This window comes from Gloeobacter violaceus PCC 7421 (genome assembly GCF_000011385.1).
GTDB lineage: Bacteria > Cyanobacteriota > Cyanobacteriia > Gloeobacterales > Gloeobacteraceae > Gloeobacter > Gloeobacter violaceus.
Window position 1 is genome coordinate 302,967 of sequence record NC_005125.1, and the last position, 22,681, is coordinate 325,647.

Annotated in this window: 22 protein-coding genes; 8 read left to right on the forward strand and 14 right to left on the reverse strand. The window is 62.3% G+C overall.

The features are described 5' to 3' along the window. Positions 1–2: 2 nt before the first annotated feature. Positions 3–665: a DJ-1/PfpI family protein gene (locus GLL_RS01570; RefSeq protein ID WP_011140298.1), complete on the reverse strand. Its 663-nt coding sequence runs from the start codon at positions 663–665 to the stop codon at positions 3–5. Between the two features lie 97 nt (positions 666–762). On the opposite strand from GLL_RS01570, the gene GLL_RS01575 reads away from it, so the two are divergent. Together GLL_RS01575 and GLL_RS01580 are read left to right on the forward strand one after the other, a co-directional pair. Then, positions 763–1,473 (forward strand): helix-turn-helix transcriptional regulator, encoded by a 711-nt coding sequence (locus tag GLL_RS01575; protein ID WP_011140299.1) that lies wholly within the window; start codon positions 763–765, stop codon positions 1,471–1,473. Between the two features lie 164 nt (positions 1,474–1,637). Continuing rightward, positions 1,638–2,123, forward strand: a complete 486-nt coding sequence (locus GLL_RS01580) for a GNAT family N-acetyltransferase (RefSeq protein ID WP_011140300.1) — start codon at positions 1,638–1,640, stop codon at positions 2,121–2,123. Positions 2,124–2,168: 45 nt separating this feature from the next. On the opposite strand, the gene GLL_RS01585 is transcribed toward GLL_RS01580, so the two are convergent. The 4 genes from GLL_RS01585 to GLL_RS01600 all read right to left on the reverse strand — a co-directional run bounded on the left by GLL_RS01585 (position 2,169) and on the right by GLL_RS01600 (position 6,340). After that, positions 2,169–3,077 carry a D-alanine--D-alanine ligase gene (locus GLL_RS01585; RefSeq protein WP_011140301.1) on the reverse strand — a complete coding sequence of 303 codons (909 nt, stop codon included), beginning with the start codon at positions 3,075–3,077 and terminating at the stop codon, positions 2,169–2,171. Positions 3,078–3,155: 78 nt separating this feature from the next. Continuing rightward, complete coding sequence (gene ftsZ, locus GLL_RS01590) at positions 3,156–4,307, reverse strand: cell division protein FtsZ (RefSeq protein WP_231848325.1); 1,152 nt, start codon at positions 4,305–4,307, stop codon at positions 3,156–3,158. A gap of 190 nt (positions 4,308–4,497) precedes the next feature. Then, complete coding sequence (locus tag GLL_RS01595) at positions 4,498–5,268, reverse strand: cell division protein FtsQ/DivIB (RefSeq protein WP_164928485.1); 771 nt, start codon at positions 5,266–5,268, stop codon at positions 4,498–4,500. A 136-nt stretch (positions 5,269–5,404) separates the two neighbouring features. Beyond that, complete coding sequence (locus GLL_RS01600) at positions 5,405–6,340, reverse strand: hypothetical protein (protein ID WP_164928486.1); 936 nt, start codon at positions 6,338–6,340, stop codon at positions 5,405–5,407. Positions 6,341–6,419: 79 nt separating this feature from the next. Here GLL_RS01600 and pgsA point away from each other — a divergent pair, with 79 nt between their 5' ends. Continuing rightward, positions 6,420–6,911 carry a CDP-diacylglycerol--glycerol-3-phosphate 3-phosphatidyltransferase gene (gene pgsA, locus GLL_RS01605; RefSeq protein ID WP_011140305.1) on the forward strand — a complete coding sequence of 164 codons (492 nt, stop codon included), beginning with the start codon at positions 6,420–6,422 and terminating at the stop codon, positions 6,909–6,911. A gap of 4 nt (positions 6,912–6,915) precedes the next feature. On the opposite strand, the gene GLL_RS01610 is transcribed toward pgsA, so the two are convergent. Continuing rightward, entirely contained in the window at positions 6,916–9,219 is a 2,304-nt protein-coding gene (locus tag GLL_RS01610) for a TonB-dependent receptor (protein WP_164928487.1), read from the reverse strand. A gap of 579 nt (positions 9,220–9,798) precedes the next feature. Between GLL_RS01610 and GLL_RS01615 the strand changes: the two genes are divergently transcribed. Further along, positions 9,799–10,203, forward strand: a complete 405-nt coding sequence (locus tag GLL_RS01615; protein ID WP_164928488.1) for a COG4315 family predicted lipoprotein — start codon at positions 9,799–9,801, stop codon at positions 10,201–10,203. A 42-nt stretch (positions 10,204–10,245) separates the two neighbouring features. Here GLL_RS01615 and GLL_RS01620 read toward each other — a convergent pair whose 3' ends face one another. The 5 genes from GLL_RS01620 to GLL_RS01640 form a co-directional block, all read right to left on the reverse strand. After that, positions 10,246–10,968, reverse strand: coding sequence for a Uma2 family endonuclease (locus GLL_RS01620; protein ID WP_011140308.1), 723 nt, complete (start codon positions 10,966–10,968; stop codon positions 10,246–10,248). Between the two features lie 97 nt (positions 10,969–11,065). Further along, the gene (locus GLL_RS01625; protein WP_011140309.1) at positions 11,066–12,091 is read right to left on the reverse strand and encodes a class I SAM-dependent methyltransferase; all 1,026 of its coding nucleotides are present in this window, start codon (positions 12,089–12,091) and stop codon (positions 11,066–11,068) included. Positions 12,092–12,127: 36 nt separating this feature from the next. Further along, entirely contained in the window at positions 12,128–12,394 is a 267-nt protein-coding gene (locus GLL_RS01630; RefSeq protein ID WP_011140310.1) for a hypothetical protein, read from the reverse strand. Between the two features lie 78 nt (positions 12,395–12,472). Continuing rightward, positions 12,473–12,985: a flavodoxin FldA gene (fldA, locus tag GLL_RS01635; RefSeq protein WP_011140311.1), complete on the reverse strand. Its 513-nt coding sequence runs from the start codon at positions 12,983–12,985 to the stop codon at positions 12,473–12,475. 35 nt (positions 12,986–13,020) lie between these two features. Further along, the gene (locus GLL_RS01640) at positions 13,021–13,692 is read right to left on the reverse strand and encodes a Crp/Fnr family transcriptional regulator (protein ID WP_011140312.1); all 672 of its coding nucleotides are present in this window, start codon (positions 13,690–13,692) and stop codon (positions 13,021–13,023) included. Between the two features lie 304 nt (positions 13,693–13,996). Here GLL_RS01640 and GLL_RS01645 point away from each other — a divergent pair, with 304 nt between their 5' ends. Then, a complete protein-coding gene (locus GLL_RS01645) occupies positions 13,997–14,560 on the forward strand; it encodes a Uma2 family endonuclease (protein ID WP_011140313.1) in 564 nt (187 codons plus the stop codon). A gap of 128 nt (positions 14,561–14,688) precedes the next feature. Continuing rightward, complete coding sequence (locus GLL_RS01650; protein WP_164928489.1) at positions 14,689–15,537, forward strand: DUF4351 domain-containing protein; 849 nt, start codon at positions 14,689–14,691, stop codon at positions 15,535–15,537. A gap of 15 nt (positions 15,538–15,552) precedes the next feature. On the opposite strand, the gene GLL_RS01655 is transcribed toward GLL_RS01650, so the two are convergent. From GLL_RS01655 to GLL_RS01665, 3 genes are all read right to left on the reverse strand, one after another. Next, positions 15,553–17,745, reverse strand: coding sequence for a TonB-dependent siderophore receptor (locus GLL_RS01655; protein ID WP_164928490.1), 2,193 nt, complete (start codon positions 17,743–17,745; stop codon positions 15,553–15,555). Between the two features lie 163 nt (positions 17,746–17,908). Next, complete coding sequence (locus GLL_RS01660) at positions 17,909–19,021, reverse strand: PepSY-associated TM helix domain-containing protein (RefSeq protein ID WP_011140316.1); 1,113 nt, start codon at positions 19,019–19,021, stop codon at positions 17,909–17,911. A gap of 3 nt (positions 19,022–19,024) precedes the next feature. Then, positions 19,025–21,277 carry a TonB-dependent siderophore receptor gene (locus GLL_RS01665; protein WP_164928491.1) on the reverse strand — a complete coding sequence of 751 codons (2,253 nt, stop codon included), beginning with the start codon at positions 21,275–21,277 and terminating at the stop codon, positions 19,025–19,027. Positions 21,278–21,725: 448 nt separating this feature from the next. On the opposite strand from GLL_RS01665, the gene fldA (GLL_RS01670) reads away from it, so the two are divergent. Together fldA (GLL_RS01670) and GLL_RS01675 are read left to right on the forward strand one after the other, a co-directional pair. Next, positions 21,726–22,238: a flavodoxin FldA gene (fldA, locus tag GLL_RS01670; RefSeq protein ID WP_011140318.1), complete on the forward strand. Its 513-nt coding sequence runs from the start codon at positions 21,726–21,728 to the stop codon at positions 22,236–22,238. A gap of 91 nt (positions 22,239–22,329) precedes the next feature. After that, positions 22,330–22,680: a hypothetical protein gene (locus tag GLL_RS01675; protein WP_011140319.1), complete on the forward strand. Its 351-nt coding sequence runs from the start codon at positions 22,330–22,332 to the stop codon at positions 22,678–22,680. Position 22,681: the final 1 nt, after the last annotated feature.

The window sequence follows — 22,681 nt, forward strand, 5'->3', positions numbered from 1 at the left end:
GTTTAATTCACTTTTAAATTCAGTGTGCCTTCGGCGTACAATAACGCCTGATTCACCAAATCCAGTCCCGCTTTTTCCGGCGAACCGGCATCGAATGGAGGAGCCGGATCGTACTCCAACAACAATTGAACAATCTTGGCCGTTTGCTCGCCGCAGAGCGCTGCCGCAAGCACCAAACCAAAATCGATACCTGCAGTCACTCCCCCGCCACTCATGCGGTTGCGGTCGATGACAACCCGCTCCGCTGCGACTTCAACGCCCAGTTCTGCCAGCTGTTTACGCGCTGTCCAGTGGGTGGCTGATCGGTAGCCCTGCAGCAGTCCCGCCTTCGCCAGAAATTCCGACCCGCCGCACACCGAGGTGACAAATTTTGCTCCACTGCCTTGCCTGCGCAGAAATTCCAGCACCTGCGGATCGTCTACTACCGCCCTCTGTCCAAGACCGCCGCCGACACAAACTACATCCAGGGGCGGGCAATTTTCAAAGGTGGTGTCCGGCACAATCACCATCCCATCGTCGGTGCTGATCGGGTCCAGCGTTTTCCAGATTCGGTGGAGTCGCATATTCGGAAGCGCACCCAAAACGGTCTGGGGTCCGACAATGTCAAGGGCTGTCATACCGGGATACATCACCAGACCAACGATGTATTTTTGCAAGTCGCTCATAAATCAATCCTGTGGGTGTTTGCGGTGCAATTCATCCTTATACTAGAAACGGCAATCCCCCGAAGCCAGTCCCCGTTCGGGTACTCTTTGAGGCACGGTGATGATTTCTCTGCAGCAATTGTTCGAAGAAATTCACCAGATAGAAGGTGAAGAAAACCTCCAATCCCACCTCGCTCCAAAAATCGGTGCTTACTTTGCAGCCCAGCGGTCGGGAATCTTTTTGTTCGATCGGCTTCTGAGCGACCGAAAACTTCGCCCTGTTTTAAACGTTGCCCTATCTATCGAGCGCAACCCCATAGCGCGCTACATTGCCGAGCGCCACACTCCGGTGCACGAAGGATTGGTGACGTCGCCCAGGGCGTGGGCCCTCGTTTGCCCCCGCCCCGACCACTGGCATGTGATGGCAGGACCCGTTCTCGATCGTAACCAGCTGGTGGGCGCGGTGGGCTGCACCCGCGCAAGATCCATGCCCGCCTTTGACCACCAAAATCTGACCGACCTGAGCGCCATTTGTTTACATCTGTCGGTGTGGACGACAACTGCCCGCGCCTCCCCAAAGCCCCAGTTCCAAACGCTTGCCGCCCATCGCCTGACACCCCGTGAGCTGCAGATTGCCGGACTGGTGGCACTGGGCCGAACGAACGCAGAAATCGGCACTGAACTGTGGATTACCGAAAATTCCGTCAAGCAAGCTTTGAAGCGCATGTACCGAAAGCTTGAGGTGACATCCCGCACAGAGATGATCACACAGCTTCTCGGAAAATCAAGCCGTTTTCCTGAAGCAATATGGTCTCAATCTACTCTGTAACCTGCTCTAATCTGAGGGATGCCTTATATCGAATCCGCACTGTCATGTTTGTTTGAGGTGTTAGGTGCCAGTTCATTTTTCCCAATGCCCGGCCTGACGGTTCAAACGGATTTGACATTGCAGGAATTTCAAAGGTTCCGACGCAACTCGATAGAAGTTCGACAATGATATCGATCAGGCCCGCCAGCAGCACGGACGATCTCGCGATCATCACCGGCTTATTTCAAGCCTACTCCACGTCGCTCGGGCTCGATCTGAGCTATCAGGATTTCGAGTCTGAACTCGCCGGCCTGCCAGGCAAGTATGCACCGCCGGCGGGCGCACTGCTTCTTGCACGCGACGAGAGCAACAGTCCCCTGGGATGCGTTGCATTGCGACCGCTGTCGATCGAGGGAGTTTGCGAGATGAAGCGGCTTTACGTCGCTTCAGAAGGCCGGGGACGCGGCATCGGCAAGGCACTGATGCTCGCCGTGATCGGCGAGGCGAGCAAGAAGGGCTATCGCGAGATGCGTCTTGATACGCTGCCCGCGATGGTCACCGCGCAAGCGATGTATCGCGCTGCGGGCTTCGAGCCTATGGAAGCTTACTATGCAACCCCCGTTGCGGGAACGATGTTCTTGCGGTTGCGCCTACAGAGACCCCAGGCGTAAGCTTCCGGACGCAGCAAAGTGATGGAAAGCCAAGGTCCCATCCGCTCAATCCAGCGAACGGTCGATAATCCGCTGAATCAACTGCTCAAAATCGATGCCCGCCGCCTGGGCTGCCTCAGGCGCCAAAGAGGTGGCGGTCATGCCCGGCAGGGTATTGACTTCGAGCACCCACGGCCGCCCTTCAGGATCGACGCGCACATCGGCGCGCACCAGGCCTGTGCTGCCCACCGCCCGGCAGGCGCGGTAGGCGGCATCGACGCTCGCCTTGAGCACATCGGCTGCGAGATTGGGGGGAATCAGATGGCGCGAGCCGCCCGGGGCGTACTTCGCCTCGTAGTCATAAAAATCGCGCCCCTGCGGAACGATTTCGATCGCAGGCAGCACCAACCCGTCAAGTAGTGCCACGGTGATTTCCTGCCCTGGAATATACTGCTCGATGAGCACCTGGGGCGAATACTGCAGGGCCAGACGCACCGCCTCAGGGAGGTGCCCGGCCTCACGGGCGATCGTCACCCCAACCGTCGAACCGCCGTCCGCGGGTTTGACCACCACCGGCGATCCCAAAGCCGCCAACCACGCCTGACACTCGCTCACCTGCGGCACCGCTTCGGCCACCCGGTAGGCGGGGGTGGGGATGCCCTCGGCGACGAACAACCGCTTGGAGACGACTTTGTCCATGGCAATGGCACTCGCCGTTACCCCCGAACCGTTGTAGGGCAAGCCCAGCCAGTCGAGCAACCCCTGCAATTTGCCGTTTTCGCCTTTGTCGCCGTGCAGCGCAATCCAGACAAAATCGGGCGGGTTTTCCAATAGGCGCACCGGCAGATCCGGGCCGGGATCGACCATGGTCACTTCATGGCCCAACGTTTCGAGAGCCGCTTGCACGGCCCGGCCGCTCACCAGCGACACCTCCCGCTCGGGCGAATCGCTTCCCGACAGTACCGTGATGCGCATCTACACCCTTCCTCCCATCACTCGCACATGACAATTCTCCGGCACCGGGGCCGGTCGGGTCGCACTGGAAGGGGCGAACTAGACCAACGGCCGGCGGCGGCGCAAAAATTCGGGAATATCCAGCACGTCTTCGCCCGCAGTGCCCCGATTGGGTGAAGCGGGGTTCGGGCCGTTGTTCGACGGCGCCTTGCCGGTCAAACCCTCGGCCGATGATTCAGACAGGCGCGCTTTGCCCGCCTTGACCGCTGGGGCGATGCCGTTGAAGCCGGTGGCAATCACGGTGATGCGCAGTTCGCCCTGAAGCTTCTCGTCGATCACCGCACCGAAGATGATGTTGGCGTTCGGATCGACCACTTCGTAAATGACCGCCGCCGCTTCGTTGACCTCGTGCAAGGTCAGATCGTGGCCGCCGGTGACGTTGAGCACCACGCCGTTTGCCCCTTCGATGGACGATTCGAGCAAAGGCGAAGAGATCGCCGTCATCGCCGCCTCGCGGGCGCGGGACTTGCCCGAACCCATACCGATCCCCATCAGGGCGGAACCGGCGTCGGCCATGATCGCGCGCACGTCGGCAAAATCGACGTTGATGAGCCCCGGGATAGTAATAATGTCGGAGATGCCCTGCACACCCTGGCGCAGGATGTCGTCGGCGATCCGAAACGCCTCCTGCACGGGCGTCTGCTCGGAGATCACCGAGAGCAATTTGTCGTTGGGGATCACAATCAGCGTGTCGACTCGGCCCTGCAGCGCCTCGATGCCCGAATCGGCCTGCTGCATGCGGCGACGCCCTTCAAAGGTAAAGGGCCGGGTGACCACCGCCACGGTCAGTGCACCCACTTCTTTGGCCGCCTCGGCGACGATCGCCGCCGCCCCGGTGCCGGTGCCGCCGCCCATGCCCGCCGTGATGAACACCAGATCGGCCCCTTCGAGGGCCGTCATGATCTCCTCACGCGACTCCTCGGCCGCCTTCTGGCCGATGGACGGGTTGCCCCCGGCTCCGAGGCCGCGGGTGAGTTTCTGGCCTATCTGCAGCCGCTGGGGAGCGCTCGACTGGGTGAGCGACTGGGCGTCGGTGTTAATCGCCCAGAATTCGACGCCGACGACGTTGCTTGCGATCATGCGGTTGACCGCGTTGCCGCCGCCGCCACCGACACCGACGACTTTGATTAATGCGACGCTGCTAGGAACGATCTCATCTATACGCATGCCCATGCCTGGTTGAGGAGCCATCGCCCGGTAAGAACCCGCGGAAGTTTCGTTTAATCTTACATGACTTTTTGATTGGAAGTAGGCAGCGGCCTGAATTTTTTCGTCGGGATTGCTGTCGAATATACCCATGCTTTGCTGTCCTGCAGGTAGTGGCGGACGAATGAATTGGCCCTATACTAGACTGCCCGTAGCAAAAAGGGTAGTGCTTTCCTTAAGGTATCGGGTTGCGCAAACGCAACACCGGCGACTGCGAACTGCGCAGGTCGATAAAGGTAACTTCGCCGGGCGGGTAGCGCTTGAGCGCCTCGCGCATCTGATCGAGTCGGCGCAATTGTGTCGAAAATTGAGGGCCGAAGGCGCCAAGATGTACTTCGCCCAACTCGCTTCGCAAGATCACATCCGCCGGGTTGCGCAGATCGATTACCCGAATGACCAGGGGCGAGCGAGCAACTTGTGGGTAGAGTTCTTTCCAAACAGATGCCTTCTCGGCGGAGTAACCCCATACAGTCAATTGGGGAGGGCGAAAGTCGCGGTACTGATGCGAATCGATCCACACGCCGCTACGGTCGATGATCCCCGGTCGATTCGGTAGGGGTGCAGAGGCCACCGGTTCGCGCTCCTGCACCTCGATGCTCAGCGAAGGGGGCAGCAGCTGGCGCTCGACGCGAACCGCCTCGAGGGGTAGAGCTTCCAGCAAGCGTTGCTGAAGTTGTTCGGGGCGGACCGACAGAATCGGTTGGGGGTAATCGAGTTTGAGAACCCGCTGGAGTTGATCGAGCTGCAACCGCTCGTAGCCGACAATCCGCACCGCCCCGGCAGAACGAATCTGCCAAAAAGGCTCGCGGGCAAGCCACACCAGACCGGCGGCCAGACCGGCGGCCAGCAGCACCCGCCACAGCCCGAGCAAGCGCCACAGCCAGCGGCGGCGGCGAAACTCCTGGCGGCGGGCAACCAGAACGGCTTTGGAAAGAACGGTGGTCACAAAGGTTCCCTGCGGCGCAATATGGATAATCTTAGAGCGGTTCATGCTCCAAAGTGTGCGCCCACGCAAACAAAATCCATGCTCGGGGCGGATCGTGCAGGCCGAGGCGCCCAAAGTGTATCGGGGACACGGAGCCTTAGCGGTTGCTGTCGGGCCGGACCGCGTCGGTTTCCTGTTCCTGCGGTTGCTGGCCGGGTTGCTGGCCGGGTTGTTGCTGCGGCTGCTCGGGGTTGCCGGGTTCCGGAGCCGGCTGAGGCGGAATGACCTGCTGCTGCACTTCTTCTTCGGGAGGAGAAGGGGTCGGGGTGTTGGCGCCGGGGGGGAATGCCCCGGGGGTGAGCGGGCGGCGTCCGCTGGAGCCCGATTCGGAGCCCGAGGCATTGGCCGGTGGCGGCGGGGGCAGATTGCCCGTGCGCGAGAAGGACAAAATCAGTTGCTTACTGCCCTGTTTGAGAATCACCTGCTCGGGTCGGATCTGGCTCACCTGCCAGGGACCGATGCGGTCGCTGGCAGCCACCGTCTGGGTGCGGTTGTCGTAGCGCAAAACGGCAAAGCGCGACTCGCCGCCGGTGGCGATGCTCACCAGTTGGGGCGGAGCGGGTGGGGGCGCTTGGGTAGGGGGGGCCTGGGGCGGCACCAGCGCGGGCGGGGCGGCGGCGACGGGTGCCGCCGGAGCGCTCTGCGGGATGGGAGCGGGTGCGGGCGGGGCGGAAGGCTCGGGGCGTTCGGCGCTCTCGCTGCCGATGGTGCGCGCCCGGGTAGGGGCGGGAGTGCTCGCTTCTTCGGAGCTGTCGGCAATTTCGGGCCGCGACCGGCGCAGGCTCGCGCTCGGGCGCACGCTCGTGGGCGGGGTGCGGGCCGGTTCGGCTTGGGGAGTGCTCGCCGTAGTGGAAGCGGGCGGCTGGATTACCCACAGCGTCAGCAGCGTCAGACCCGCGAAGACGAGCACGACCCGCCCGACGCCCTTGTACTGCGGGCCTGAAAACTGGCGTTGCAGTTTGCTCAGGGTCGGGCTGGTCAGCTGGCTTTGAATTTTCTTAAAGGTTTCGCTTTGCAGGAACGACTGATTCATAGGATCCGGCCCGCAGATGTACCGCCGCTGTTGCGCCCAGACTATCCTGAACAGGAACGCGTCGCCATCCCATGCGCCTGTGAATCTGCCCAACTGGATCACCTTCAGCCGCCTTTTGGCCGTTCCGGCTTTGTTGGTGATTTTGGCACCCGTGCCGGGGCCGGGGCAACGCATCGCCGCGGCAGTGATCTTTGCCTTGGCGGCTGCCACCGACTGGCTCGACGGCTATCTGGCCCGCCGGTTGGGTCAGGTGACTGAGCTGGGCAAATTTCTCGACCCGCTGGTGGACAAGCTGCTGGTGCTGGCTCCGATGCTGATGCTGGTGGAATTGGGCCAACTGCCCGGTTGGGGGGTGTTTTTGATCCTGGCGCGGGAGTTGGCGGTGGCGGGCTGGCGGGTGGGCCAGAGCAAAATCAGCGGTGCCAACAACTGGGGCAAGGCCAAGACCGTCGTGCAGATCCTGGCGGTGATCTTTTTGATCATGCTGTGGCCGGGGGGCGAGGTGCTCTTTTGGGCAGCGGTGGCTCTGACCCTTATCTCCGGCGGGATCTACCTCTGGCCGCGCCGATAGGGCACTACCACCCAAAGTTATAGGCGACATTGAGCGTGGCGCCTCGGGCGGCAAAGTTGTTGCGGTCGTTAAATCCGGACAGGTACTGGGAGTAGACCGGCGAGTACTGGTTGTTGAGCAGGTTGCGTACACCGACTTCGAGCGTCCCGGCCCCCATCTGGATGCTGCTGAGGTAGTCGACCGTCGCGTAGCTGCCCACGGGCGCCTGCTCGACACGAAAGCCCGTGGGCAGAATGGCGTTGTAAGCCACGTCGCGGTAGCCGGAGAAGAGCACCTGCAGACGGTTGCGCCAGCCCGGCGCCGTCTGATTCTCGAGGTAGAAGGTCGCCTTGAGCGGGTTGACGCTGTAGGAATTCAAAGGGTAGTAGTCGCCGGTGTTGAACGGATCTTGCTCGCCCTGCACCCAGGCGGCGGTCGTGCCCAGGGTCCAACCGGGGCCAGGCTGGGCGTAGAGGGTCGCCTCCAGCCCATAGGTGCGCTGGGGCGAGCGCACGCTCTGAAATTGGGTGGGGCTTACCTGCACAAAGCCGACATCGAGGGACGAAAACGTGTAGTAGGCCGAAAGCGACGACTGGATCGATCGCCAGCGGCCGCGCACTCCGAGCTCGTAGCTGTCGACCAGCTTCGGCTGGAGCGCAGTGAGCGAATTGGAAACCGCAAAACCCGACGAGGCATTGGTGAGGGGGTTGGCGAAGACGGGCAGCGAAAAGCCCTGGCCGAAGTTGGCAAACAAGCTGATCTCGTTGCTTGGTTTGTAGACAACTCCAAGGTTGAAGACGGTGGAGTTGAAGTTGAGGCTTCCTCCCGTAACCGATTGGCCCGTATTGGAGGCGACGAAGTCACCAACGCTAAAGCTGACGTTTTCGTAGCGCAGGCCGCCATTGATGATCCATTGATCGCTGATGTTCCAGTTGGCCTGCAAAAAGCCCGCGATGTTGGTGAGGGTATAGGCCGGGTTGAAGAGGAAATTTCCCGACCGGCGCTGGATAAAGCCGCCGCTTTCGTCATAAATTTTGGGATCGAACGTCTCCAGCTGCCAGGCTTCGACCGGGTCGTTCTTGAAATCGCTGCCCCACAGCAGCTTGAAGTTGTCGGAAAAAGGCGTTTCCACCTGCACCCGGGCGGTGGTGATGTACTCGCCCCACACACCGCGGTTGATCGAATCGAACGGACCGCCGCTGCCGTCGGCGGTAAAGCGGCTATCGTTCACGGTCGTCAGCTCAAAAGAGTTGCGGTGGGAGGCTTGGGCAAGCAGCTTGCTTCCCCCCAGAAACTTGTTGTGGTTGTACTCCAGGGCCAACTGCAAATTGCGCTTGGTGGGTTGTGGGCTGTAGGGGCTGTTTTGGATTTGGATTCGGCCATTTTTGGCGCCGGCAAACTGCAAGCCGCCGCTGGTGGTGACGGCCGGATCGCTGATGCTGTTAGGGTCGGTCAGATCGTTGGCATACCCGGCGGTGAACTGCAGCCGCTGGTCCGCCCCCAGATCGAGGCCAAACTTGCCGTAGAGGTTGTAGGTGTTGGTGTTGCCCAGGGTCCCGAACCATTCGTTGGGAATCTGAGCGCCCCGCGCGTCGTAGACGCTGCCCAACCCGGTGTAGCTGGCGGTAATTGCGTAGTCGAAAGCCCCCGCTTTGCCCGAGGCAAACTGCTCGAACAGGTAACCGGGACCGCCGCTCAGGTTGCTGAGGCCCAGGTTGAAGCCGATGCGGGTCTTGGCCTGGGGAGTCTCGGTGCCCCTGCGCGTCAGGATGTTGATCGTACCGCCGGTGGCTCCGTCACCGTAGAGGGCCGAGGGACCGCCCACCGCCTCGATCTGTTCGATCGACACCGGCACGATGAAGCGCAACTGGTTGCTGTAGGCGTAGTTGCCCGTTTGGGGAATGCCGTCGATGAGCGTCTGTACGTCGCGGCCCCGGTAAGTGCCCCGGGCGGGGCCGTCGGAGGGCGCACTGTAGCCCGGTACGGTGAATCCCAAAATATCCCCGAGATTGGTAGTCAGCAGCGACTGCTGCTCGACTTGCCGGCGGCTGACCACCGTCACCGTGCGCGGCACGTCCTGGACGCGCTCGCGGGTGCGGGTGGCGGTGACCACCGTCTCGTCGAGCAAATCGCCCACTTCGCCATTATTTGCCGGGCTCTGTCCGACCGTCGAGGCTGCGTTCGGCGCCTCGCTCGAACCGGAAGGCTCGGCTGACACCGGCGCACTCGGAGCCTGCTGGGCCAGCCAGCGCACTTCGGTGTGTACCCCCGCCAGATCCGATTTGTGGGCAACGGCAGCATCAGTACCGTTGCCGGTATCAGCAGGCATAGCCGTCAATTGAGAACCGCAAGCAGCAAACAACGCCAAGTTCAACAGAGCGAAACGCCCGCCACAAAGCGGGCCGCCGGACTTATCCATCGCGAGCTCCAAGACTTACTGCAGAACATCACAAGGAGAACAAAGGGCAGCGACACGCCACCTTTCGCCAACCGCAGGTACCCCTACCTGATGGGGACACCTTACCGCTATTGCGAACTCTAGTCAATAGCTGCCAGGAATGGCTGCCCTCCCAGGGCATTGCGGCGCGAGAAGAAAACGCTCTGCAAGGGGCTATCCTAGACTGCGGCCCAGGGAATGGCCGAGGCTTTCTCTGGGGGGGCTGCTCGCCGGTGGAGGTGTAGGCTTGGCCTGGGCAAGCGTCACCTCCCTGCGCACCCGTCCTCAGCAACAATATCGACTGTCTGAGGCGGCGATGATAGCCGTCGGTCGAATTGCAAGGCATGATTGGTTTGGTTAAACTGCGCGCTCGATCTGGATGGTGTGTCTGTACTCATCGCACTCGGCCGCATCGAGCTTGATCCCGATCGTGCAAGGACTTTATTCAAACGTATTTGCAGGAGAACTGACATGCTCAAAGTGCGTAGGATGCTTTGCGGACTGTTGATAGCCTCTGTCTGGGCCGGCGGCGCATCGGCCCAGATGGCGGAACCGGCGCAACCGGCGTCTGTGAAGACTATCCAGGCGGCCGGGGGGGCTGTTTTGACCGATAGCGAGGGGAAAACACTTTATGTTTTCGACCGCGACGGCGCCGGCAAATCGAACTGCAACGACAAATGCGCCCAGAACTGGCCGCCGCTGTCGGCGCAAGCCGATGCCAAATCGGTCGGCAAATACACCGTCGTGACGCGCGACGACGGTTCCAGGCAGTGGGCCTACGACGGCAAACCCCTCTACCGGTGGGTCAAAGATCAAAAGCCGGGGGATGCGACCGGTGACGGCATCGGTGGCGTCTGGCACACCGCCAGACCGTAAGGCCGGCGCAAGGCTTGCGTGTTAAGTGTTCACCGCTGGTCGTCAGGGTGCATCGGGATCGAGGCCCTGCTCCCTCAGCCGTTGCGCTAGCCGCTCGGCCCGCTGCCGCTCCTGCCCGGCCCGCTGCTTTTCTACTTGCGCTCGTTGCTCGGCTTGCTCGGCGCGTTGCTGGGCCGCCTCGGCGCGCTCCGCCGGAGTCGGGATCACCGCCCCTGCGGCTGTAAGCAGGCGCAGACAGCCCTGGAGTGCCCCAAAAAACAATCCGAGTTGCCCGCTCCAAAGCCAACCCGCCTCGGTCGCCTCCAGCGGCACGTACCGGCCTTCGAGCAGATGAAAACCGCACAGCTCAAAACGCTGTGGGTCGAACCAGAAGTATTCCGGCACCCGCAGCACATCCTGATAGATCTGTTTTTTTAGCCCGCGATCGATATCTGCGGTCGAGTCCGACAGGATCTCGGCAATCACGTTGGGCAGGCGGCCCCCTTCTTGCCAGACTGTCCAGCTGCGCCGCTCCCGCCGCTCACAGCCCAGCACCACAAAAAAGTCCGGCCCCCGAAAATCCTCGGATTTGCGCTGGGTGAGGCTGTAGTAGATAGTCAGATTGCCCGAACAATAAAAGTCCTGCCGGTCGTGCCAATGGCTTTCGAGCGAATCGATGAGCACTTGCATCTGTTTGCGGTGCCAGTCGGATTCCATCGGCGGCTCGTCGCTCCACAGATCGGTGGGCGGCCAGATCACGTCTGCCGGCTGATTCGGCTGGTACACGGGCAGGCCCCTGTCGAGATGGCGCTATTCTAGCCCGGCGCCGGGCGCGGGCCGGTGCTCCGCCGCTGCCAAACGTTATGGAAGGAGGCAGCAAGCCTCAGAGCCTTTGGGCGCAGATGAGCAGCGCCAGCCGTCGGCGCGCGGCGCGAATGTTGCCGAAACCGGCTCCGGCAAGCCATTCGAGCAGAACGGGTTTCGGCCAGGTGCGCCCGCCGCAGGTGACAAAATAAATCAGTGAAAATAGGCCGATGCCAGGGCTGATCCGGCCGCGCGAACCCGGGTGGAACAGGTCGTGGATGATCACCCGTCCCCCCGGCTGCAAAGTCCGAAACGCTTTTGCGAGGATCGCCTCGCACTGACGGGCGGAGAGCACATGCAGCACATTGGACAACACCACCAGGTCGTAGCCTTTGCCCCAATCGGTCTCGAAGAGGTTGCCCTCGATGTAGCGAATGTGACCGTCCAGGCCCGCCGCCGCGATCTTGCGGCGGCCTTGTCGGGCGGCCTCCGGCAATTCGAGGATGTCGGCGCGCAGTCCGGGGTAGCGCCCACAGAAGGCCAGGCTGTTGTCCGCTGTTCCCCCGGCGACGTCGAGCAAATGCCGTGGCGCCGGGTCGAGCTTCGCCCACTGGACCAACTGCGGGGACGATTGGTGACCGCCGTTTTTGATCATGGCGAGGTAATCGGCCCAACAGGCGGGGGAGCGGGGCTCGCCGCGGGAGATGGGGGGGGTGCCCTCGGCAACATCCTCCGGCTGCAACAGTTGCAGATTGTCCCCCACCAGCTGCATCAGGCTCTTCGCCAGGCCGCCGTCGCTGTCGATCCAGCCTGCAACCTCCTTGGTGAGCCGGTAGCGCTCGCTTTTTCTGTGCACAAAGCCGAATCCCTCCAGGCTCTCAAGCAACACCTGCATGCCGTGCAGGCTGCAGTTGGTCGCCCGGGCCAGCTCGACGGCGGTTCTTGGAGCGTCGGTGAGCTGTTTGAACACACCCGTACGGTCAGCGGCGAGCACGGCCTTGCTCACGCCTACCCCAAGGATCGACAGCGCCAGGGAGCGCGAGATCTGGCCGTTGGTGAGCGCAAACGATTCAAAAATGTTCTCTGGTGCGACTGTCAGCTGCATCGGACCCTCCGTCCCATTCTTCGCAAAGCTGCCACCTCAAACTGGCGGGAGGCGCAGCGCTTTCCAGAAACCGGACTCGGGCAAATCGAGATCCACGCGCAGACACCCGGGCCTGCGGCTGTAGGGAATCTCGAAGGCCTTAGCCCAGCCGCGCTCCAGCCAGAATGCCGTCTGGCCGGGGTGTCGGGCAAAGTGTACGCACCAGCAGTCGCCGCAGCGCACGAACGGAAAGACCTGGGGAACCACGTCAAAGTCCGACAGATAACTCCAGACATAACCACCAATCACCTGGGTCTCGTTCACGAGCGCTCCTTGAGGGCAATAGAAAAGGGCGGCAGCCAAGGACTCCCAGCCGAACCACGCCGCCCGGCAATGGTTCTGTCAAACACCAAATTCTTTTTTGAGCTGTGCCACCCAGTCTTTGATGCGTTTGTCGGTCAGCCTCGATTGGTTGTCGTCGTCAAGAGCCAGACCTACAAACTTGCCATTTTTGACCGCGAGCGAGGCGTTGAAGTCGTAGCCGTCCGCCGGCCAGCGGCCTAAGGTAGTGCCCCCGCGCTCGGAAATTTTTGCCTCCAGAATGCCCATCGCATCTTGAAAATTTTCCGAATAGCCCACCTGATCGCCGGTGCCGAAGTAGGCAATTTTTTTGCCTGTAAAGTCGATATCGCCCAGGACCGGGAAGAAGGCATCCCAATCGCTCTGCAACTGCCCGATGTCCCAGGTCGGGCAACCGATAATCAGCAGAGCGGCGCCGGTCAAATCCTCCTTGTCGGTCTCCGAAATGTCGTAGAGCGTCACGGTGTCCCCGCCGAAGGCGTCTTTGATCATCGAGGCGGCATCGAGGGTCTTACCGGTGGTCGTGCCGTAAAACAGACGAATTTTTTCTGGCATGTTCGGCTCCTGAAATCAAAAAAAACACTCATTGGTCAGTACCTTGCTGCAGCCAGATCCCAGGTGAGCAGCAGGTGGCCGTCGGCCTCCTCGCGGATCCATCCATCCGCCCTCAGTCGGCCCATCGCCCCGCTCACGGTCACCCGCTCCTTGCCGATGGCCATGCCGATTTGCGCGTGGGTGAGGTGCAAATTCAGGCGCACCCCCCGCGGCCCCGGCCGGCCGAACTGCTCGGCAAGCAACAACAGAAAATCCCGCAGCCGCTCGACAGTCGATCCCCGGCAGCGCAGAGCAAGCCAAGCTTCCATGTGCAGCAGCAAGTCCACTAGTTTGCCGTTCACCTGGGCGGTCAGCGCGTCGGAGCGCTGGATCTGCGGCCAATCGAGCACCAACGACTCCACATCGGTCTCAGCCTGGGCAAAGTAGTACCCCGACGGTGAGACCAACCGGCGGCTGAAGACCATCTGCGGCCCAAGCAAGGCCAGCGGTGTCTGTCGCCCGCAATAGTCAAGCTTCATGATCCAGAGTGCTCCGGACTGCACCACCCAAAACGCATCGCCGCTTAGGGCAAAAGTCCGCCCGGCAGCGTGGTGCTGTGGGGTGCCGCCGGGGCACTGCCGGCAGGCGGCTCGACCTGGCGGAGCATTCATCCGTCTGGCCGGAGGGCGGTGGTCGGCTGAGCGGAGCAACAATTTGGCCTGGAACATGGGAGATCTCCTCGTCGTCAGCAGGTGGCTGTGTGCAACAGCAATTGAGAACCAACGCAGCCTCAATGGTCAAAAAAAGAACGCCCCAACCCCTTCGGGGCGAGTCATCTAGGCAGCTTGCGGCTGGAGCGAACGATGGAAGCTATTAGGAATAACTTGCAATAGCTGGAGTATAGGGTCGCCCGCGCGGCCTGTCAACAGTCGGGATATTCGGATTATGAAAATGAGACGACCATCTCCATCCCGGCGGGCAAGCGGCGCTGGCTACAATGGGCGCAACGACAGCTTTGGAGAGAAAGAAAGTATGCATGCAGCCGGTGAGCGGGTGCGCTGGACGGCAGCAGACCTGGAATTGCTGCCGGACAATGGCAACCGCTACGAAATTATCGATGGGGAGTTGTTCGTGAGCAGAGCCCCCCACTGGCGGCACCAGAACATCTGCGGCCGCATCTTCGCCGCCCTCACAGCCTGGTCGGATAGTTCGGGACAGGGTCAGGCCGCCGTCTTGCCGGGCATCCTGTTCAGCGACGCCGACAATGTCATCCCCGATGTGGTCTGGGCCGGCAACGAGAGCCTGGACGCACTTCTGGACGCAGCGGGCCATCTGACCGGCGCGCCGGAACTGGTGGTGGAGGTGCTCTCGCCCGGGGAGCAGAACGAGCGGCGTGACCGGGAGCTGAAGCTCAAGCTGTACTCGGTGCAGGGAGTACAGGAGTACTGGATCGTCGATGGGCAGCAGCGGCGGGTGTCCGTCTATCGCCGCCTAGAAGGTGTGTTGAAGCTGGCTGTGACCCTGCTGGCTGCCGACGCGCTTAGCAGTCCTCTGCTGCCGGGTTTTCGTTGTCCGGTAGCATCTTTGTTCGCTTAATCCTAGGTTCGCGGCAATCAACGGCTACTCCGCCTTGAGAACGCACAGCGAAGCAGAATCAATGACGGGAGAGCCGGTCTCCTGCGGTCATCGCTATGATGGTGAGCATAGGTTCACAGGTGAACGCTATGGTTGTTTCCACAGAACCAGTTGTCTACCCCGACTCTGATGGCCTGCCCATGTCCGAGAACACCGAGCAGTTTCGCTGGATCGTCTACATCAAAGAAGGTCTGGAATGGTTGTTCGTGGACGCCCCCGATGTCTTCGTAGCCGGGGATTTGCTATGGTACCCGCTTGAAGGAGACAACAAGACCCGGCAGGCTCCTGACGCTCTGGTCGCCTTCGGCAGACCCAAGGGCAAGCGCGGCAGCTACCGGCAGTGGCAGGAAGCGGGTGTTCCCCCGCAGGTGGTCTTCGAGGTGCTCTCACCCGGCAACAGTGTCCGGGAGATGATGCGAAAGTTCGCCTTTTACCAGCGCTTCGGCGTCGAAGAATATTACATTTATGATCCCGAAGCGGGTACCCTCGACGGCTACCGGCGTCAGGGCGAGGTGCTGGAGGACATCGAGTCGCCGGCAGGGTGGGTGAGCCCTCGCTTGCGGGTGCGCTTCGATTTAGATGCCGAAGGCCAGTTACAGATGTGGCGACCGGACGGCGCGCCGTTCGAGAGCTATGTGGAAATCGCCGCCCGCGCCGAGCAGGAACGCCAACGGGCCGAGCAGGAGCGCCAACGCGCCGAGCAGGCCGAGCAACGCGCCGAGCAGGAGCGCCAGCGCGCCGAGCAGGCCGAACGGAGGAGGGCATTGTCCCTGGTCCTGCGTCTACTCACCCGGCAGGTCGGCACCCTGGAGCCCGGGGTGAGCGAGCGCGTCGGCGGGCTGCCGGATGAAGGGCTCGATGCCCTGGCCGAGGCGCTGCTGGACTTCGGCTCCGCCGCCGATCTGCAAAGCTGGCTCGACGGCCGGGCGGCGGGCTGAGCGCGGGGCACGCCCTCAAAAGCGCACTTCAAAAGTGCCCTGCACCGTAAAGGGCGCACCCGGGTGGACGGCGTAGCGAAACGTCGCCGCCTCGATGTATTGGGTGCCCAGCAGGTTTTTGAAGTTAATCGCCGCATTCAACCAGCCGCGCCGGTAATAGAGCGCCGCATCGACGCGCGTGTAGCCGGGCACCGAAAAGCTGTTGTCCAGATCCCCGAAGCGCTCGCCCACCGCGAACACCCCCGCCCCAACTCCCCAGCCCGCCAGCGCTCCCTCGCTCACCCGGTAGGCGCTCCAGAGGCTTCCCCCATGCAGCGGCGCCGTGGGCAGGCGGTTGCCCACGGGGAAGGTGTTGTCTCGGGAGATCTTCGCGTCGGTGTACGCGTAAGAAGCGATCAGGTTCCACCCCGGCAGGATCTCGCCTGTGAGGTCCAACTCGATACCCTGGCTCTCCTGCTCGCCCACCTGAATCGAAAAGCCGGGGTTGGCCGGGTCGCGGGTGACGACGTTAGCCTTGGCGATCTTGTACAGCGCCAGGTTGGCGAACAGACGTCCCCCCAGCAGCTCGGCCTTGGCGCCGAGTTCGTAGCCGGTGCCGCGGGTGGGCAAAAAGGGTGTGCCCGTGGCGCTTCTGCCGAAACTGGGAGCGAAAGACTGATTGAAGTTGGCGAACAGCGAAACGTTGGCGGCGGGTTTGTAGAGCAGGCCGACCCGCGGGGAGAAAGCCTGCCCCTCCGACGGATTGACCGTGCCCGCCAGCAGATCTGTAAAGGGCGCGGAGACGGTGTCGTAGCGGCCGCCGAGCACCAGCTTGAGGTTGTCCGAGAACGAGATCTGATCCTGCAGGTACACCCCGAAGCCGCTGGTGGTGGTGTTGCCCATGAAGGGAAAGCGCTCCGAGGCCGGGGGGAATTCGTAGGTGTAGGGAGGAGGCTGAAAAATATCGATGCTGTTTGCGGAACCGAAGGTGCCTGCGAAGCCGGTGGCAAACTTGCTCAGTTCGAGGCCGAAAAGGACCGTGTGGTCCACCGAACCCGTCTGTGCCCTCCAGACCAGGTCGTTCTGGAAGGCGACATTTTCATAAAATTGATTCCCCTCCAGATACGCCAGCACCAGCGTGCGGTTGTCCGCCAACAGCTCCCCGGGAGTGAACTGGAGCGGGAACGATTCGAGATAGTTGGCGTACCGTCCGCCCGTGCGCATTGTCAGGTTCTCGGCGAAGCGGTGCTCCAGCACCGCCGTCGCCCGCGTCGCATACCCGAAAATCAGTCCCCTGGGATCCGCATAGAGCCGGCTGTACGGGACGGGCGCCACGCCGGTGCCCACTGCGAAAAGGCCCGGATCGAAAACGCGGTTGTCGCGGTTGTGCTCTATCTCGAAGTTCAGCTTCGTGTCGGGGCCGATCTTCCACTCCAGCACCGGCGCGAAGAACACCCGCCTGCCCTGCACGCCGCGGAAGCTGTTGGCGTCCTCGTAGGCGACATTCAGCCGGTAGGCCAGGGCGCCGTCCGAGGTGAGCGGCCCGGACAGATCCGCCGTGGTGCGGTAGAAATTGTAGCTGCCGGCGGTGAAGGCCACCGCGGCGTAGGGGGCGGGCAGCGGCCTTTTGGTGACGTAGTTGACGACCCCGGAGGGTTCGGCGCGGCCAAACAGCACCGAGGAGGGTCCCTTGAGCACCTCGACGCGCTCGATGTTGGCAGTGTCCAAAGAAAGGAGCGAATCGGTGCCGCTGGACAAAAAGGCGTTGGTGTAGGACCTGGCGGAGAAGCCGCGAATATTGAAGTATTCGCCGATATTGCCGTCGGTGCTTTGCAGGTAGACGCCGCTGACGTTGCGCAGGGCGTCGCGCAGGCGCACGGTCCCCTGGTCTTCGATGACCTGGCGGGGGATCACCTGGATCGACTGGGGCGTGTCCAGAATCGGCGTGTCGGTCTTCGTGGCGGTCGAGGAGCGCGAACGGCGGTAGGTACCGGTGCCGGTCACCGTCACCTCGTCAAGTTCTTCCGCGTCCGGTTGTGCAGGAGCTTGGGCTTGGCTCGGCTCGGCGGGCTGCTGGGCGAGGTGGGCAGCACTAGTCGAGGCAGTGGGTATCTGGTCGAGGCGCGGCACTTCCAGGGGTACCGCGGCCACTTGCTGTGCGGGGGTGGGGGCGGCGCACAGCAGCAACAAACCGCCCGCTAACAGCAGCAACGTGTTGCGATCGATCATGGACAACGAGCCTCCTCGGGCAAACGACTTCTGCCGCGACCGTCGGCACTGCAAGTGCCTCGGGACAGGATCCAACAAGTCCACCGGCTTCCGGGCACACAAAGCATAGGGCTTGTTGGAATCGAGTGTCAATAAATGCCCGATGACCGACGCCGCCCTCGGGCTACCCGCCGGGGGCAGGGGCGGCGCGGCGGTTGAGGCGTTTTTTGAGGCGATCCAGCCACAGGACCAGGCCGGTCCAGAACAACAGCGCCGGGGCCAGGCCCACCAGGGCGTAGAGGACGCGCAGCGGCAGACCCGCGAAATTGCCGACGTGCAGCGGATAAAGCCACTGCATCACCTGCTCGGGAGGGGTAAAACGCCGGGGGTTGTCCACTCGCAGAACGCTGGCGCTGTACTGGTCGAGGGCGACAGTACCCAGGCCTGCCCCTGCGGAGGGGGGCCAGCGCAGGGTGACGTAGACCACACCGTTCGACCGCGTGGGCAACGCAATGTTCGTGACGGTCGCCTGCGGTACCACGGCGCGCGCTCGGTCCAGGACGCGCTCGATGTCCAGAGGCCGGATACCAGGGCGCACGGTGGAGACAGGATGCTCCGGCGGCTTTTGACCAAACGCCTGGTAAACCCATCCCTCCACCGGGTCGTGGAAGACGAGCGCCGAGCCGGTCAGGGCAATCAGCACCAAAAGCGCGGCAGAAAAGACGCCGCTGACTTTGTGCAGATCGTAGTGGAGCAGACGGCTCGGGGAGCGCCAGCGCACCCGCAACCCCGACTGCCACCGCCTCCAGCCCGGCCAGAGCACCAGGCCGCTTAGGCCCAAAACGGTGAGCAACACACCGGCGATGCCCACGACGATGCCCCCGGCCGCCCCGGCCAGCAAGCTCGTGTGCAACAGCAACAAAAAACCAACCGGCACCGAAAGCACATCGATGCGTCCGCCGATCAGCGCGCCGCCGCGCGGATCGACAAAGCTCACCTGCAACCGCTCGCCGCTGAGGAGCACTCCCATGTAGGTGCCGTCCGGCTCCGGCGGGACGCGCAGGCTCAATAGCCGGCTGTCGGCGTAGGCGGTGCGCAGCTTCCCGATGGCCGCGGCCGGCGAGATGGGCTCTCCTTGCAGTCGCGAACGGGTCCACTGCGGGTGGAGGGTACGGTTGATCTCTTCGCTGAACACCAGCACGCTGCCGCTTACACAGATGACCACCAACAGCAGGCCGAGCACCACACCGGTCCACTGGTGGAGCGCAAAAACCACAGGCCGCACTTTGAAGTTCATCGCTCAAAACTCCACCGAGACGCTGCCGATCACCGTGAACGGGGTCCCCACGATCACATCGAGGGCGCTGCCGGCGCTTTCGTAGTACTCGACGTTGAACAGGTTGCGGAAGTTAAAAGCATAGCGGACATTGTCGGCGCGGTAGTAGACGCCGGCGTCGGTGCGCAGATAACCGGGCAGCGTAAAAGTATTGGCCAGATCTCCCGTTCGCTCGCCGACATAGAACAAACCGAGGCCGAAACCGAGACCTTTGAGGGAACCTTCCTGCAACTGGTAGGTGCTCCAGAGGCTAGCGCTGTGGTGGGGGACGGCGCCTAGACGGTTACCGACTGCAAACTGGGTGTCGCGGGTGATGCGCGCGTCGATGTAGGCGTAGGCGGCGGTCAGGTTCCAACCCGGCACAGGTTCGCCGGTGAGGTCGAATTCGACGCCGCGGCTGTTCTGCTCACCCGTCTGCAGCGAAAAGAAAGGATTGCTCGGATCGGGGGTAAGCACGTTCTGGCGGGTCAAATCGAAATAGGCAAGCGTCGTGAAGAGCTTCCCTTCCAACAGATCCGCCTTGAGACCCGCCTCGAACTGCTCGCCGCGCTCGGGCACAAACGGCAACCCCGCCTGGTTGGTTCCCAGCGTCGGCAAAAAGGAGCGGCTGAAGCTGCCGTAAAGGGCGAGCGGCAGGATGGGCCTCCAGACAAGACCGACGCGCGGGCTGAAGGCGTCGAAATCTTCGCTGGTGCGCGTGGCGGTGAGCAAATCGGCGGTCCGCTGGGTGGCATTGTCGTAGCGCAGTCCCAACAGCAGCTTCAGATTCTCTGAAAAACTCAACTGATCCTGGATGTAGATGCCGTAGGAAGAGGGGGAATTGAAGCTGTTCGCCTCCAGAATGGTCGGCCCCCGGGTCGGGCTGTAGACCGGGTTGAACAGGTCGAGCGGGGCGATGAGCGCACCGTTGAACTGGCGGGTGGCGTTGTAGAACCAGGAGGCGTCGAAGCCGAAGACGAGCTTGTGCTCCACCGGACCGGTGCGAAAGTTGCCGATGAGGTAGGTGTCGACGATGTTGCTGTCGCGCCAGAAGGTATACCCGTCGGGGACCGTCGTGCCCGTGATCACCCGCAACAGCGTGCGGCCGTCGGGGAATAGCTCGACGGGCACAGTCTGGGTGAACAACAGGCGCTGGTGGCTGGAGGAAAAACCGTGGCGCAGCGACCAATTGGGGCTGAAGCGGTGTTCGAGCCGGTAGCTGAAGCGGTAGGCGCTGCTGCCGTAGTTGTCGAGCAAAGGTTCGCCCACAAAGCGGCCGGTGGAGATTTTGCCGTTCGGGTTGGGCAGGACCGTGCCCACGGCGGGCAGGCCGAAGGTGGAAGGCTGGCGGGCATTGTAGAATTCGCCGTCGATGTCGAGGGTGGTATTGGAGCCGATGCGCCAGGTGAAAGCAGGGGCCACCAACCAGCGCTCCGCCTGGAAAAAATCGAGGAAGCTTTTGGAATTTTGGTAGACGGCGTTCAACCGGTACGACAGGGCCTTGTCGGCAGTGAGCGGCCCGGTGAAATCGAGGCTGCTTCGAAACAGGCCATAGTTGCCCGCGTCGAAGGTGGCGGCGTAGGCGGCCTTGGGCTGGGGCCTTTTGGTCTCGACGTTGATGATGCCGCTCAGTTCGCCCTGGCCGTAGAGCACCGAGCCCGGCCCTTTGAGCACCTCGATGCGCTCGATCGAAGCGACGTCGAAGCCAGCCAGGCTGTTGACGCCGTCGCGAAAGCCGTTGCGGTAGATGTTGTTGGTGTTGAAGCCCCGGACGTTGAAGGTGCTGAAGGAGGCAAAGGTGGGATTGGCGTTGAAGACGCCGCTCACGGTCTTGAGCGCGTCGTTGAACTGAATAATCTTTTGATCTTCGAGCAACTGCCGGGGGACCACCTGGATCGATTGGGGAATGTCGATGAGCGGGGTGTCGGTCTTGGTGGCGGTGGTGGCGTCCTTGCGCAAGTAGCGTCCGACCACGGTGACTTCGTCGAGTTCAGAAGGGTCGCTCCCGGGCAGATCCTGGCTGGGCGCAGCGGGTGTCGCGGCGGGCGGTGCCTGGGCCAGCCCACCTCCGAGCAATCCCCGCGCCCCGAGCGCGCTGTGCTCCAGATCGGCCTTGCGCACAAGGACTACCTCACTGCCGGCAACGGGCAGCGCAAAAGCCGGGGCAACGGCCACCAAACTGGGCAGGGCCGCCAGGGCCACAGATCCCAAGAAGAAATAACCCGAAAAACTGCGCATGTGCGGCTCCATTGCCGGCAAGCAAAAACCAACGGACCCGCCAATCGGGTAAACCAACAGCCCGCGCCGATTGCGGTCTCCGACGGATGGTCAGGCGTAGGATATCGCAATTGGGAAAAAGCAGCAATAGTGATTGAACTCCCCTCCGACGACAGGTGGTATATCTTTTGCAAAGCTATTGGAACACGGCCTCTGAGTTTCGAGCGTCGATGTATCGATCAAAATTTATTGACAGTCAGTTTCAACAATACTAAGCTGCCATAGAAAGAGAGCGGCGCTGCACAACCCCGATGTCGGTCGACGTGACCGGCGGCGGGTGCTGCTGCGATGCGTCCTCATGTATTCGCTTGCGTTCGGTGAGCATCCGGGCTGCGGGGCGTCTGCCCTTCGGCCTGTAAGTTCTGCGCGACCGGACCCAGTCGGCCCATTTCAAGAACACGGAGGTTCCATGCCAGCCAAGATCGGTTTGTTTTTCGGCACCACCACCGGCAAGACCGGGGATGCCGCCGAGGTCATCCAGCAGGAATTGGGTAAAACCCAGGTGGATCTGCGCGACATCGGCCGGGCGTCCAAGGCGGACCTGACCGCCTACGAGTACCTCATCATCGGTTGTCCCACCTGGAATATCGGCGATTTGCAGGACGACTGGGATTCGTTCTATCCGGATCTCGACCAGATCAATTTCGCCGGCAAGAAGGTGGCCTACTTCGGCACCGGCGACCAGCGCGGCTACGGCGACAACTTCCAGGACGCCATGGGCATCTTGGAAGAAAAGATCTCCCAGCGCGGCGGTACCACCGTCGGCTATTGGCCGGCGGACAATTACGATTTCAACGCCTCAAAAGCCTACAAAAACGGCAAGTTCGTGGGTCTGGCCCTCGACGACGACAACCAACCGGAACAGACCGAGCGGCGTATCAAGCAGTGGGTGGCGCAGTTGAAGCGCGAGTTCGGCATCTAGCTTGGGCTAAGCCGGGGCAGCCGGTTCGGGCCGACAGCGGACCGCCACCGGCCGGTTGCCCTTTCCTGAAGACCGTGTAAAGGAGGAAGCGGTGCCTGAGACTCAATTGCTCAGCGGCTATCTTTGGGGTTACCTGTGCGTCAGCGACGTCATCCCCCAGGTGCTGCCCTGCGTGCGCTGCGCAGACCGCTGGGTGGTGCACTTTGCCCGCCACCCCGGCGAAGAAGCCCTCTGGCGGCAGCGCGGGTGGGCCAGGGCGCAACCGATTCCCTACCGCCGCCAACCGGAAGGGCTAAGCGTGGAGCGGGATCTGCCGGAGGCCGGCTTCGGCCGGGCCGAACCCGTTGCCGCAACACAGTCTGCTGCCTGCGTGCGTTGCGGCGATTGCCTGGATTGTCCCTGCGGGGCTGGATGCGCGACCCCGCCGCTTAAAGGGGGATGAC

Bases quoted from the DNA above. Each gene is read 5' to 3' on its own strand.
- GLL_RS01570 (WP_011140298.1), bottom strand. From the start codon at position 665: ATGAGCGACTTGCAAAAATACATCGTTGGTCTGGTGATGTATCCCGGT.
- GLL_RS01580 (WP_011140300.1), top strand. From the start codon at position 1,638: ATGATATCGATCAGGCCCGCCAGCAGCACGGACGATCTCGCGATCATC.
- GLL_RS01585 (WP_011140301.1), bottom strand. From the start codon at position 3,077: ATGCGCATCACGGTACTGTCGGGAAGCGATTCGCCCGAGCGGGAGGTG.
- ftsZ (WP_231848325.1), bottom strand. From the start codon at position 4,307: ATGGCTCCTCAACCAGGCATGGGCATGCGTATAGATGAGATCGTTCCT.
- GLL_RS01600 (WP_164928486.1), bottom strand. From the start codon at position 6,340: ATGAATCAGTCGTTCCTGCAAAGCGAAACCTTTAAGAAAATTCAAAGC.
- GLL_RS01610 (WP_164928487.1), bottom strand. From the start codon at position 9,219: ATGCCTGCTGATACCGGCAACGGTACTGATGCTGCCGTTGCCCACAAA.
- GLL_RS01615 (WP_164928488.1), top strand. From the start codon at position 9,799: ATGCTCAAAGTGCGTAGGATGCTTTGCGGACTGTTGATAGCCTCTGTC.
- GLL_RS01625 (WP_011140309.1), bottom strand. From the start codon at position 12,091: ATGCAGCTGACAGTCGCACCAGAGAACATTTTTGAATCGTTTGCGCTC.
- fldA (WP_011140311.1), bottom strand. From the start codon at position 12,985: ATGCCAGAAAAAATTCGTCTGTTTTACGGCACGACCACCGGTAAGACC.
- GLL_RS01640 (WP_011140312.1), bottom strand. From the start codon at position 13,692: ATGTTCCAGGCCAAATTGTTGCTCCGCTCAGCCGACCACCGCCCTCCG.
- GLL_RS01645 (WP_011140313.1), top strand. From the start codon at position 13,997: ATGCATGCAGCCGGTGAGCGGGTGCGCTGGACGGCAGCAGACCTGGAA.
- GLL_RS01650 (WP_164928489.1), top strand. From the start codon at position 14,689: ATGGTTGTTTCCACAGAACCAGTTGTCTACCCCGACTCTGATGGCCTG.
- GLL_RS01655 (WP_164928490.1), bottom strand. From the start codon at position 17,745: ATGATCGATCGCAACACGTTGCTGCTGTTAGCGGGCGGTTTGTTGCTG.
- GLL_RS01660 (WP_011140316.1), bottom strand. From the start codon at position 19,021: ATGAACTTCAAAGTGCGGCCTGTGGTTTTTGCGCTCCACCAGTGGACC.
- GLL_RS01665 (WP_164928491.1), bottom strand. From the start codon at position 21,277: ATGCGCAGTTTTTCGGGTTATTTCTTCTTGGGATCTGTGGCCCTGGCG.
- fldA (WP_011140318.1), top strand. From the start codon at position 21,726: ATGCCAGCCAAGATCGGTTTGTTTTTCGGCACCACCACCGGCAAGACC.